This is a genomic window from Chryseobacterium sp. HNCC26DJ240 (genome assembly GCF_057180485.1).
This window is the reverse complement of record NZ_JBXUGK010000001.1, coordinates 518,740-532,012: the sequence shown is the minus strand read 5'-3', so window position 1 is coordinate 532,012 and position 13,273 is coordinate 518,740. Positions and strand designations below refer to the sequence as shown.

Annotated in this window: 11 protein-coding genes; 4 read left to right on the top strand and 7 right to left on the bottom strand. The window is 36.3% G+C overall.

Features of this window, described 5'->3' with window-relative positions:
• Nucleotides 1-7 precede the first annotated feature (7 nt).
• Nucleotides 8-1,003 (bottom strand): isoaspartyl peptidase/L-asparaginase family protein, encoded by a 996-nt coding sequence (locus AC2A1G_RS02415; RefSeq protein WP_484045362.1) that lies wholly within the window; start codon nt 1,001-1,003, stop codon nt 8-10.
• A gap of 45 nt (nt 1,004-1,048) precedes the next feature.
• Nucleotides 1,049-3,319, bottom strand: a complete 2,271-nt coding sequence (locus tag AC2A1G_RS02410; protein ID WP_484045361.1) for a glycoside hydrolase family 20 protein — start codon at nt 3,317-3,319, stop codon at nt 1,049-1,051.
• A gap of 106 nt (nt 3,320-3,425) precedes the next feature.
• On the opposite strand from AC2A1G_RS02410, the gene AC2A1G_RS02405 reads away from it, so the two are divergent.
• Nucleotides 3,426-4,232: a DUF4197 domain-containing protein gene (locus AC2A1G_RS02405; RefSeq protein WP_484045360.1), complete on the top strand. Its 807-nt coding sequence runs from the start codon at nt 3,426-3,428 to the stop codon at nt 4,230-4,232.
• 394 nt (nt 4,233-4,626) lie between these two features.
• Here the strand turns inward: AC2A1G_RS02405 and AC2A1G_RS02400 are convergent, their stop codons facing one another.
• The 3 genes from AC2A1G_RS02400 to AC2A1G_RS02390 form a co-directional block, all read right to left on the bottom strand.
• The gene (locus AC2A1G_RS02400; RefSeq protein WP_484045359.1) at nt 4,627-6,621 is read right to left on the bottom strand and encodes a S9 family peptidase; all 1,995 of its coding nucleotides are present in this window, start codon (nt 6,619-6,621) and stop codon (nt 4,627-4,629) included.
• A gap of 234 nt (nt 6,622-6,855) precedes the next feature.
• On the bottom strand, nt 6,856-7,200 hold the full coding sequence (locus AC2A1G_RS02395; RefSeq protein ID WP_484045358.1) for a phage holin family protein: 345 nt from the start codon (nt 7,198-7,200) through the stop codon (nt 6,856-6,858).
• A gap of 192 nt (nt 7,201-7,392) precedes the next feature.
• Nucleotides 7,393-7,866: a PaaI family thioesterase gene (locus AC2A1G_RS02390; RefSeq protein ID WP_484045357.1), complete on the bottom strand. Its 474-nt coding sequence runs from the start codon at nt 7,864-7,866 to the stop codon at nt 7,393-7,395.
• Nucleotides 7,867-7,947: 81 nt separating this feature from the next.
• Here AC2A1G_RS02390 and AC2A1G_RS02385 point away from each other — a divergent pair, with 81 nt between their 5' ends.
• The 3 genes from AC2A1G_RS02385 (at nt 7,948) to AC2A1G_RS02375 (ending at nt 9,954) form a co-directional block, all read left to right on the top strand.
• Nucleotides 7,948-8,196, top strand: a complete 249-nt coding sequence (locus tag AC2A1G_RS02385; protein ID WP_484045356.1) for a hypothetical protein — start codon at nt 7,948-7,950, stop codon at nt 8,194-8,196.
• Between the two features lie 16 nt (nt 8,197-8,212).
• Nucleotides 8,213-8,527, top strand: a complete 315-nt coding sequence (locus AC2A1G_RS02380; protein WP_484045355.1) for a hypothetical protein — start codon at nt 8,213-8,215, stop codon at nt 8,525-8,527.
• Nucleotides 8,528-8,646: 119 nt separating this feature from the next.
• Nucleotides 8,647-9,954, top strand: a complete 1,308-nt coding sequence (locus AC2A1G_RS02375; RefSeq protein WP_484045354.1) for a DEAD/DEAH box helicase — start codon at nt 8,647-8,649, stop codon at nt 9,952-9,954.
• Between the two features lie 251 nt (nt 9,955-10,205).
• On the opposite strand, the gene AC2A1G_RS02370 is transcribed toward AC2A1G_RS02375, so the two are convergent.
• Nucleotides 10,206-11,756, bottom strand: coding sequence for a GMC family oxidoreductase (locus AC2A1G_RS02370; RefSeq protein ID WP_484045353.1), 1,551 nt, complete (start codon nt 11,754-11,756; stop codon nt 10,206-10,208).
• Nucleotides 11,757-11,829: 73 nt separating this feature from the next.
• Nucleotides 11,830-13,227 carry an aldehyde dehydrogenase family protein gene (locus AC2A1G_RS02365; RefSeq protein ID WP_484045352.1) on the bottom strand — a complete coding sequence of 466 codons (1,398 nt, stop codon included), beginning with the start codon at nt 13,225-13,227 and terminating at the stop codon, nt 11,830-11,832.
• Nucleotides 13,228-13,273 lie beyond the last annotated feature (46 nt).

The following is a 13,273-nucleotide window of genomic DNA, read 5'->3' as shown; positions in this document are numbered from 1 at the left end:
CTTTCCCTTACTTTAAAGCAAATCCAGGCTTCTCCAGACGGTTTCCTTTTTGGTCGTAAACGGCGAAATTGAATCCGTCCTGAATACAGTAGGAGCCATATTCTCCTTTTTTATTGATGGCAATGAAGCCTACCTGAATATCTTTTAAATTTTTATTTCTTTTCTTTGTAATATTCACAATCCTTTCTACGGCCTCTCTACAAGCCTGCTGAGGATTTCTCCCTTGTCGCATCAGTTCGACTACAAGATGAGTTCCAACCGTTCTGATGACTTCTTCGCCATGTCCTGTTGCCGTGGCTGCACCAACTTCATTATCAACGAACAAACCCGCACCAATAATGGGCGAATCACCTACCCTGCCGTGCATTTTGAAAGCCATTCCGCTGGTGGTACAAGCTCCTGAAAGATTTCCCTGAGCATCCAAAGCAATCATTCCAATGGTATCATGGTTTTCTATATTGGCAACTGGTCTATACTCACTGGTTTTAAGCCATTCTTTCCATTCTTTTTCGGATTCTGCAGTGAGCAAATTTTCTTTTTTAAAACCTTGAGAAACCGCAAACTGAAAAGCTCCGTCGCCTACCAACATCACGTGTGGCGTTTTTTCCATCACGGCTCTCGCAACAGAAATTGGATTTTTAATATTTTCTAAAGCCGCAACCGAACCGATATTATAGTTTTCATCCATAATACAGGCATCCAGAGTTACTATTCCATCTCTGTCTGGGCGACCACCATAACCAACACTTCTTTCAGTCGGGTCATTTTCTACTAATCGAACGCCTTTTTCCACCGCATCCAAGGCACGACCGCCTTTTCCAAGAATAGTCCATGCTTCTTCATTAGCTTTTAAACCAAAATTCCATGTGGAAAGAACGATTGGTTTATTTACAAACCTATCTTCGTTTTCCGGAACTTCTTTAGCAATTAAATCTAAAGGGTTCAGTAGCAGGGCAGATGATAAAATCCCTGTGGTTTTTAAAAATTTCCTTCTTGAATTCATATTTTAGGTTGAGGTTAAGGTTAATCTTAAATTTTAAATCTTGAATTAATTCGCTCCAATTTCATCGACGAAAAGCCATGCTTTGGAATCTGCGCCTGGATTTCCTGGGGGAATAATTCCTGCGTTTTCTATTTTAATTTTAATAAATTTAGCATTTTGATTTCCGACTTTTAGACTGATTTTTCCTTTGGCTGAAAGAATCTCCTCTTTTCCAATTTCTTTTATTGTTTTAAAATTTTTGCCATCATCAGAAATGGAAACCGTGGCAGATTTTGCCAGATGAATCCAGCTTCCTTTGTTGTCTAATGTATTGAAATAAACTTCTGAGAAACTTGTTTTTTCGCCTAAATCGATTGTTGCAACAACATCTTTTCCCTGAAAACCAAGCCAGGTTTTCCCTAACTGTTTTACATTTCCAACAATTCCGTCAACCAAGGTAAAAGCGCCGCCGAAGGAATAATTTTCGCCAGGCTGATGTTCTAAAGTAATCGTTTTTCCTGTCGTTTTTGAGGTGGTGAAATTTTGAGAAGAAACGGCAGATTTCAATTGTCCATTTTCAAAATAAGCAGATTTTACAGTCATTTCTTTTGAAACAGCAATCGGATTCTGATACATCGTAGAATTGGCTTTTGGCTCGTTGCCGTCAACTGTAAATTTAATTCCGTTTGGATTTTGAGACGTTGAAAGTTCATAAGAAACACCGTTTTTATTTGGAATTACTTTTCCGGAAATATTGTAGATACTTTTAGCATAGTTGATGTTCATTTTATCTAAAATCTTAAAATGCTCCACCACTCTGTTTTCAAATTCCTTGTAATTTTCAGGCTTTGAAGTTCCCCAACCGACTTCTGAAAGTGCGAATAATCTTGGGAAAATCATATACTGAACTTGTTTAAAATCCAGAATATATTCCGTCCATAAATTTGCCTGAACTCCTAAAATGTATTTCGACTGCTCTGCATTCAGTTCAGCAGGAATCGGGTTGTATGAATAGACTTTATCCAAAGGCGTGAAACCTCCGAACGCATTCGGCTCGGTCTGAGGATCGCCCTGATAATGGTCAAAATAACAATATGCTCCGGGCGTCATCACGGCAAAATGATTGGTTTTTGCGGCTTCAATTCCACCTTTGATGCCCGTCCAGCTCATTACTGCGGCATTAGGAGCCAATCCACCTTCTAAAATTTCGTCCCAACCGATAATTTTACAGCCTTTTTTGTTGACATATTTTTCAATTCTCTGGATAAAATAACTTTGTAATCCGTGCTCATCTTTCAGATTATGTTTTTTGATTAAAGCCTGACAGTGAACACATTCTTTCCATCTTGTTTTCGGGCATTCATCGCCACCGATATGGATGTATTGCGAAGGAAAAAGTTGAATGATTTCATCCAAAACATTTTCTAAAAAAGTAAACGTTTCATCTTTCGGACAGAATACATCATCAAAAACGCCCCATTTTGTCGCCGCTTCGAAAGGTCCTTTCGTGCAAGCCAATTCCGGATAGGCAGAAAGGGCAGCCAAAGCATGACCAGGCATTTCAATTTCGGGAACAACCGTAATATGTCTGTCCTGAGCGTATTTAACAACTTCCTTAATTTGGTCTTGGGTGTAAAAAAACGGCCCATAAGGTTTCCCGTCATAAGTATCATCCACGTAAGCTCCAATCATGGATTCTTTACGTTTTGAACCGATTTGAGTAAGCTTTGGATATTTTTTTATTTCAATTCTCCAGCCCTGATCGTCGGTTAAGTGCCAGTGAAAAGTATTGAGTTTGTACATTGCTAAATAATCGATATACTGTTTCACTTCTTCAACGGGGAAAAAATGACGGCAAACATCGAGATGCATTCCGCGCCAAGCGAATTTAGGCTCATCTGTAATAACCATTGCAGGAATTTTACCTTTACTTTTATATTGGTCGAATAACTGAATTAAAGTTTGTATTGCTAAAAAATATCCTTGCTTTGTCCTTGTCATAATAGTAATACGTTCTGAAGAAATAATAATTGAATACTTTTCTTTACTTTCTTTTTCATCAAAAGGTATACGACTTAACTCTGATAACAAGGCTGATTGTAAATGAGATTCCTCATGTCTTTTTTGATCAATAAAATTATATTCTTTATCAAAATGCTTTTTAAAATATTCTGTTTCCTGTTTTGGAAGGTTTTTATTTAATACAAATTTTTTAGGAATAACAAATTCTCCTTCTTTTATTATCACTTTCTGTGGATAAGGAATTAAATTTAATTTATCCTGAGAAAAAAAGAAACCCGAAATGAGTAAAGAAAAAGCCAAAAGAAAACGCTTCATTTTTGGTGGAATTAGATTTTAGCGAATATAATTATTTTCTGAAAAATTCAGTCTATCATTTAACTATTTCATCTTCAAAACATCTAATTTTGTATAAAAATAAACGATGAAAAAAACTTTTCTTTTAGCAGCCGTATTATTATTCTCGGTTTCTGCACAAGCACAAATTTTAGATATCATTAAATCTACGGTCAAAAATCAAACGGGTGTTGATCTCAACAATCCTAAAACGACACCAACTACTTCCACTACAAGTACTCAAACTCCAACAAAAAATACTTCTTCAGTTAATTTAGGAAGTCTTACTTCAAATCAAATCTCATCAGGTTTGAAAGAAGCTTTGAATTTGGGCGTTACTGAAGGTGTGAAAAAACTCGGCGTAACCGACGGTTTCCTTAAAAATGAAGCGGTAAAAATTTTAATGCCCGAAAAATTAAGAGTAATCGACACCAAACTTCGTGCTTTCGGATTGGGAAGTCTGGCTGATCAGGGTGTAAAATTGTTAAACAGAGCCGCAGAAGATGCCGTAACGGAAGCTGCCCCGATTTTCACAAAAGCCATCACCACAATGACGATTACCGATGCGAAAAATATTTTGTTGGGAAATGACAATTCTGCAACCAATTATTTACAAAGCAAAACTCAGGCTCAACTGTTCACTGCTTTTCAGCCAAAAGTAAAGGCTTCGTTAGGAAAAGTAGGTGCCGATAAAGTCTGGAATAATTTAATTTCAAAATACAACACACTGACTGGACAAGCCGTTTCTACAGATTTAAATGAATACGTGACCAATGAAACGATTAACGGTGTTTTCAAAATGGTGGCTGAAAAAGAAAGCGGGATAAGAAATAATTCGGTGATGAGAACGACGAGTATTTTGCAAAAGGTTTTCGGGGCACAGGATGGTAAATAGCTCTTTTGTCTTGAAATCGAAGATTCGACGAAGTCAAACAAAAGAACCAATCCCGAAGGTTCGGGACAAGACTTGAAAACTCGGCTAAAATTTTAAAATATTTCCTAAAATCTCCAAAATTGACTCCTTTTAGTCGTCGAACCTAAAGGTTTCGGGCGGTAATCTAATTCTATCATTGAATACCTAATTTTGCCGCCACTCAGACAGTGGAGATTTCTTAACGGAAATTTTTCAAAATTTTTTAACGCCTCCGTTTCCTAAGTCGTATGAAGAATTGAAAAAGTAAAAACCTTGTCGGGTTGACAAGGTTTTTGGTTTATTAGAAGGTCATTTCGGAAATTTCTCCGTCAATAAATAATTTTTTAAAGATTTTTATGATTAGAAAAACTTAAAACTACAATGTCTCTTTCAACCAGTCAAAAAATTCTCTCTGCCACACCAAACCGTTTTGCGGATGAAGTACCCAGTGATTTTCGTTCGGGAAATAGACGAATTTTGATTTTAAACCTTTCAGTTTAGCAGCCTGAAAAGCTTCCTGCCCTTGTTCGTAACCAACTCTGAAATCAATACCACCCTGGAAAATCATGATAGGTCTGTTCCATTTATCAACAAAATTACTCGGATTAAATTCTGTGTAAGCTTTTGGAAGCGGTTTTTCCCAAGGAGAACCCAAATCCCAATTGGCAAACCAAAGTTCTTCTGTGGTTAAGTACCATGATTTCATATCAAATAATCCGTCGTGAGCAATGAATGTTTTAAATCGGTTATTATGAACTCCTGCCAACATAAAAACGCTGTAACCACCGTAACTCGCGCCAACTGCCGCTACTCTTTCACCGTCAACATACGGTAACGTTTTGGCAAAATCTGTTGCTGATAAATAATCTCTGATCGGTTGTCCCCCCCAGTCTCTGGAGATTTCTTCGTTCCATTTTGTACCCCACCCCGGCATTCCGCGACGGTTTGGTGCTACCACGATGTATCCGTTGGCTGCCATTAATGCAAAATTCCATCTGGTGCTGAAGAATTGCGTTAATGCAGACTGCGGTCCGCCCTGACAATACACTAAAGTTGGATATTTTTTGTTTGGATCAAAATTCGGCGGGTAATGAAACCATACGCCCATTTCTTTTCCGTCTGTGGTTTTCACCATTTTCAGTTCAGATTTTCCCTGTGCTAATTTTGCATAAGTATCTTTATTGGCGTCGGTAATCTGCTTTAATTCTCCGTTTTTAATGTTTACCGAGAAAATTTCTGACGCGTGATTGATGTCTGTTTTAGAAACTAAAAGCGAACTTTTCAGGTCTGCAAAAATTTCATTTACGTCAAAATCACCTTTTGTAATCTGCTGAATTTTAGCATCTTTAGGATTTAAAGAAAACAACTGCTTCGTACCTCTGAAAGCTGCTGTAAAATAAATCGATTTCGAATCTCCACTCCAGAAAACATCGCCGGAAACAGATTCATCCCATGCTTTCGTTAAGTTTGAAGTCTTGCCGGATTTCCAGTCCATCAGTTTGATGTCGTTTTTGTCGGCTTCATAACCGTCTCTTTCCATACTCTGCCAAACCAAAGATTTTCCGTCAGGACTGAATTTTGGGTTGACGTCGTAACCTTTATTTGTTTCAGTTAAATTTTTAGTTGTTCCTGAAGCCAAATCGTATGCAAAAATATCGGTGTTGGTGCTGGTAGAATAATCCTTACCACTTTTTGGTTTCGTTACATATAAAAGCTGCGTAGAATCCGGACTGAAAAGAAAATCTTCCGCTCCACCGAAGGGTCTTTGCGGAGAATCCCAGGTTTTTCCTTCCAGCAAATCTTTTGCAGAATCTACATTTGCTGAAGTATTCACTACAAAAACATGATTGTATTTTCCTTCATTGAAATAATCCCAATGTCTGTGATTTAAATCAGTATAAACCTGCGCAGTCGTTTTTGGAGTATCGGAATATTTATCCTTTCCCATTAATTTTTCTACCAAAACCTGTTTGCTGAAGGCAATTTTCTTTCCGTCCGGAGAAATGACAACATTGTCCACCTCGCCGATGGTGTAAAATTCTGTCCATGTTTTTCCGCTGTCTTTTGAAAGGAAAATTTTGTCGCCTTCCTGCGCGTACAAACCGTTTTTATCCCACTGAACGAGTGCTTTTTTTCCTAAATCAATTTTAGAAGCCTGATTATTGACAGCATTTAAAAAATAGTTTTCGCTTTTTGTTTTTTCAGTTTTTAAATCGACCTGTCCGACTTTATAAATCAGTGAATTGTGGTCGGGAGAGACTGCCTGAACTCCAACTTTCTTTAAAGTCCAGAGAATTTCAGGAGTCATTACCTGTTGTGCATTCATTAAAAGAGGTGCTGCCAAAGCAAGCAGACTGTGTTTTAATTTCATAAAAGAATCATTTTAAAAGAATTTCAGGATTTTCATTCATCAATTCATATTAATTTCAGAGAATGCCAAAGTTAATATTTAAAATAAAATTGAGCGAGGAAATTGTGGATTTAGTTTGATTTCAACATTAATTTCAACTAACCATATTTGCAAATATCATAAGCAAATTTAAAACCCTGCCAGCATTTTGAACGCTGGCAGGGTTGCATCATATTAGAAATGTATTTAAATTATTTAATCTTTGTCAGCAAACATCGAATTTGCCAAAGATGTAATGATAGAAAGCAAAATACTGAAAATAAATGCCCACCAAAAGCCATCGACTTTCATGGAATCAATAAAATAATCAGCAACTAAAATAATGATTGCATTGATGACTAAAGCGAAGAATCCTAAAGTAATAATCGTCAACGGAAGCCCGAATAGTTTCAAAATTGGTTTTAGAATTAAATTTAAAACGCCTAAAACGACAGCGAAAATTACAGCTCCGGTAAAACCGTCGAAATGCACACCTGAAAGCACTTTTGTCAGTAGAAATGCTACGATTGCGGTGATGAAAAGTCGGATAAGTATGTTCATATTTTTATGTTTAAATTTATTTTTCAGTTAGCCAAAATTTCATCAAAATTAATCACCCCAACCCTAAAGGAAGTTATTTTGATGAAATTTTTCAAGATATTTTTCCACCCTTTAGGGTTGGGGTAAAGAAAAATTTGTTAAAGATTTTTTTGACAGTCTTTACAAGATTTATTCCAATAGTCTGCTCTAATTTTATTTAATTTTCATCATCGTAACCAAAGAAGTTGCGACATGGCTTTCAGTAGAATGATCTTCATTCACGGTATAAATTTCTGTTCGGATGACGCTTATTTTAGCTCCACCTTTTACGACATACGATTTTGAAACCAACGCATCGCCTATTGCGGGACGAAGATAATTTACTTTCAACTCCACCGTCACCACATAACAATCTTCTTCATAATGGCTTACCGCAGCATAACCTGAAGAAACATCCACCAAAGAAGCAATCATTGCACCGTTGAACATACCTGCTTTTCTGGTCATGAGCTCCATTTTTGGAATTTTAATGGAAATAAAATCGGTTTCCAGTTCAAGAAGTTCGGCATTGTAGAATTTCAACGTTACGGAGCGGTTGAAACTGTCGGTCATGAGTTTTGTTTTCTCAGGAGTCATAGGATAATAGTTGATGGCTTTGCAAATTTCTTCAAAATATTTGAATTCCACTATACTCACTTTTTTATTTCGACATCAATGAATATTTAATTATCTTTAAATCGCTTAAATTTTAAAGATTTCAATAGCAAAATGAAAGATATTTTTCACAGTGAAAATTTTGAAATTAACGGAATTCGAATCCCCGAATTTGAACTCAAATGCGGGAATTTAATCAGAATATACATTCCAAATTTTAATCATGAAAATAAACCCTTAGGTTTCGATTTAACCATAGAATTAATCAAACGATTCCAAAATCAAAAAGCTGATCTGCCTTGGGCAAAAAAACTATCAGCAAAATTATTTTTTATCAGTTCTCAATCCATTGACAGTCCATAAGTTTCTGATTAATAAAATGAAAATTGATAAAGTAAACTCAGAAAAGATTATTGACGAACTAAAACTGAATCCAAATGAGAAATATGAGCATTTAAGTTTTAACAAAAAAAAAGCTCTTGTTATAAAAGCACTATTCAAAAAAAACGATATTATTCTTTTAGATTATCACGGTGTTTCCGCAGTTGGGATTGCAGTGTTAGAAGAGATAGTGAATGAAGAAATAATTAAAGGTAAATCTGCTATTGCTTTTGATAATTTACAATTCGCACATGAAAAAGAACCCTACGAAAATATCAAACCCATAAAAATTTTATTATCCAAAATTGACTAATTCAATATTGATAAAGTTCCAAACTATTTTTTTGCTCATAGTTTCAAACATTATTCTAAAAATAAAACCAACATTTTTTTAAAATAGGTTCAATTTCTAAAATCCCCTACCTTTGCAAAATGGAATTAGAATCTATTTACAAAAAACTGCAGATTCAGGATATGAATCAGATGCAGAAATCTACATACAAAACTACTGAAAACAATACAGACGTTGTTCTTCTTTCGCCTACGGGTTCAGGAAAAACACTGGCTTTTCTTTTTCCGGTTCTTAGAAATTTAAAGAAAGAGGCAACTGGAATTCAGGCTGTCATTTTGGTTCCGGCAAGAGAACTGGCTTTGCAGATTGAGCAGGTTTTCAAATCAATGGGAACTGATTATAAAGTAACGGTTTGCTACGGCGGTCACGATAAAAAGATTGAAATGAACAATCTTAAAGAAGCTCCTGCTGTATTAATAGGAACTCCCGGTAGAGTTGCATATCATCTTAAAAATAAAAATATTGAGGTAAAAACCATTAGAAATCTGGTTTTAGACGAATTCGACAAGGCTTTGGAATTGGGCTTTCATGAGGATATGGAATACATTATCGAAAATATGTACAATCTTTACCAAAGAATTCTGACTTCGGCAACGTCAATGGATGAAATTCCGAAGTTTACAGGTTTAAAAGATGAAAAAATCGTTGATTTCTTAAAATTAGGAGAAAATAAACCTGATATTCAGCTGAGAAAAGTAATGACGATTTCTGAAGAAAAACTCGATACTTTATTTCATTTGATCTGTAAAATAGGGAATAAAAGAACGCTGATTTTCTGTAATCACCGTGAAGCTGTTGACCGTATTTCCGAGCTTTTGCGTGAAAAAGGAATCGACAGAGAAACCTTCCACGGCGGTATGGAACAGGACGAAAGAGAACGTGCTTTGCTGAAATTCAGAAATGATACAGCGAGAGTTTTAATCACGACAGATTTGGCTGCTCGAGGTTTAGATGTTCCTGAAGTTGAATCAATCGTTCATTATCAGTTGCCGACAACTGAAGATGCTTTTATTCACAGAAATGGAAGAACAGCAAGAATGAATGCTAAAGGTTCTGTTTATTTAATTATGACTGAAGACGAAAAATTTGCATTCATTAAAAAAGATACTCCGGAAGAGTCGGTAAAAGAATTCTCTAAAGTTCCGGCTAATTCTCCTTTCCAGACTGTTTACATCAGCGCCGGAAAAAAAGATAAAGTAAACAAAGTGGACATTGTAGGTTATCTGATGAAAAAAGGTGAGCTTCAAAAAGAAGATGTCGGTTTAATTGAGGTAAAAGACAACACTTCTTACGTGGCCGTTTCAAGAAGCAAAGTAAGAGAGTTACTGAAAAAATTAAGTACTGAAAAACTGAAAGGCAAGAAAGTGAAGATGGAGGTTGCTTATTAGGTTTAGGCTAAGGTTTAGGCTAAAAAAAAATACAAAGTCGTTTCAGAATTTGAAACGACTTTGTTATTTAAGTCTCTCGCCCATTTCACAAATGATGATGCATAGCAATTTGTAAAAGAGTACTTTTAGGCATCTTTTTGTCATTCTGAAAGAATATCAACACAGTAAAATAACAGCTTAGATTCCTACAGAATGACAATATACCACTTGTTTTCAAGCTGTTAAGATAAACTTATAAATAAATTCTAATTTCAAGCTAATGATAATTTTTCAGCGTGAACTTCAGTTTGCAAACTATGATCTTCTTTAATCATATCGGCAGCTTTTTCCCCAATCATGATTGTCGGTGCATTGGTATTTCCTGAAACTACATCGGGCATAATCGAAGCATCAGCAACACGTAATCCTTTAACTCCGTAAACTTTCAGTCTTGGATCAACAACAGAACTGCTGTCGATTCCCATCTTGCAGGTTCCCGTCATGTGATGATAGGTGGAGCATGATTTTTTAATATAATCAATGACTTCTTCTTTGGTTTTTCCTTCTCCCGGATAAATTTCGCCATCGTTCCACTCTTTCATGGCTTCGGTTTTCCCCATTTCACGGCAGATTTCAACACATTTATATAATGCTTCCAAATCAGATTCTTCACCTAAATAATTTGGATTGATTTCTAAATTGTCATTCGGATTAGAGGAAGTCAGTTTAATATAACCGCGGCTTGCAGGTCTGATAAATCCGGCACAAAAAGTAAATGCTTCAGCTGGTCCCGTAAAACCCGGACTGTAATATGGCAATCCCATGAACAAAGGCTGTAAATCCGGGAAGACCATTTCCTCTTTACTTTTCCAGAATAATTGGGCTTCCAATAAATTGGCTTCCGGAGCAGGAATTTCTTTTTTAGCTTTAAAAATAACACTCGTTAAAAGATGATCCTGAAGATTTCTACCGACACCTTTTAAATCTTTCACTACAGAAATCCCTACAGATTCCAGTTCATTTTTATCGCCGATTCCAGAAAGCATAAGAAGTTTAGCCGATTCAATTGTTCCGGCAGAAACAATCACTTCTTTTTCAGCTCTGGCTTCAACCAATTCTCCATTTTTTAAATATAAAACTCCTACACATTGATCTCCTTCAAAAATTAACTTTTGTGCTAAAGCATTGGTTTGAATTTCCAGATTTTCTCTTGATTTTATTGGATCTAAAAATGCTTTTGCCGTAGAACATCTCGTTCCGTCTTTACCAACCGAAAGATGATTTAGACCTGAACCCCAAATTTCTTTATTGAAATCATCAGTCTCAGGAAAACCTAATTCTGTACAGGCTTTCAAAGCACTTATGGAAATCGGATTTGGTTTTTTAATTCGACTCACAAAAAGAGGTCCATCTCCACCGTGAGTTTCATCTGCACCCTCTTCATGCGTTTCAGATTTTTTGAAATAAGGCAAAACACTTTGCCAATCCCAGCCAACACAACCATTGTAAGCCCAATGATCATAATCTTGTCTGTGACCTCTTATATAAATCATTCCGTTGATAGAACTTGATCCACCTAAAGTTTTTCCTCTTGGCCAATATCTTGTATTCCCTCCTGCATTTTCCTGAGCTACGGTGTGATACGCCCAATCTCTTTCGGTATTCCAGATTGCAGGCCAACCCGCTTGTGCATGAATTTCAGGAACATTATCTTCTGAACCCGCTTCCAAAAGAAGAACATTAATATTTGAATTTTCGCTTAATCTATTCGCAATTACTGCGCCTGCCGAACCAGATCCGACAATGATAAAATCGTATTTCATAAGTTTTTTATTTTTCTGTTTTGCTGACTATTTTTTAAACTAATTATTTTGAAGACTTTCTCTTCTGACTCTATTATTTTTTGATGCTGATTACTTTAGGAACAGTAACAGCTTTCAAACCTTCAATCCCGAATTCTACACCGTAACCGGATTGTTTTGCTCCTCCAAAAGGCACAAAAGGATTGATTGCGCCATGCTGATTAATCCAAACTGTTCCGGCTTCTAACTGAGCGGCAACTTTTTCGGCTTCTTCCAAATTATCACTCCAAACTGAAGCTCCCAAACCATTTTCTGACTCGTTTGCTTTTTCAATCGCTTCTTCAATCGTTGTATACTTAATAATTGGTAGAACAGGACCAAATTGCTCTTCATCCACGATCCTGTTTCCGTTATCGACATTTCCGACAAGTGTTATAGGAATAAAATATCCTCCCAAATCAGGCTTATTTCCTTTAAATCTAAAATCTGCTCCATTACTTTCAGCATCTTGAATTAAATCCTGAATTTTATCGAACTGCATTTTATTCTGGATTGGCCCTAAAACATTCGCTTCATTCGCACCATCGCCCATCGGAATATTAGAAGAATAATCAGATAAAGCCTGAACCACTTTTTCGTAATCATCTTCATGAACGTATAATCTTTTCAGACAAGCGCAAGTTTGTCCCATATTCAGGAATGCGCCCCAAAAAATATTTTCTATATGTTTTGCTACATCAAGCCCGGGTAGAATAATACCGGCATCATTTCCACCACATTCCAGAGTTAAACGAGCCATATTTTTAGAAGAAGCCTCAATTACTTTTTTCCCTGTAGCGATAGAACCTGTGAACATGATTTTCCCAATATCGGAATGCTCCGTAAGATATGATCCTACTTCTCCTCTACCTGTAACAACTTGTAAAACGTCTTCGGGAAGCACAGAATTAATCACTTTTATCATTTCTAAAGTTGAAAATGTCGTGTATTCTGAAGGCTTTAAAATAACCGTATTTCCCATTCTCAAAGACGGGATAATCTGCCAGATTGCAATCATTAAAGGCCAGTTCCACGGAGCAATTGCAGCAACAACGCCGATTGGTTTTCTGTATAAAACGTCTTTTCTCGTTTCGTCTTCAAAAACGATTTCTTCATTTAAATCTAAGGATGCGGGAACCTGAGTCCAGCCTACACAAGCCTGCATTTCAAAGTTGGAACCCGGACCGCTTAAAGGTTTTCCCTGTTCGCGCGTAATCCATTCTGCTAAATGCTTTGAATTTTGTTCTAAAGCTTCAGCAACCTTCATTAAAATCTCTTTTCTTTCCGAATCTGGTCTTGCTGACCATAGTTTTTGGGCAATTTTAGACTTCTTTATTTTCGTATCTATTTCCTCTTTCGATGTATTCACCACTTCACCAATAACCTCTAAGGTTGAGGGATTTAGAGATAAAAATGAGTCTGTTACTGTTTTACTTTCTTTTACTAATGACATATTTTCCATAGTTTGAAATTATTTTGTATTTTCCATAGCTCGAAAA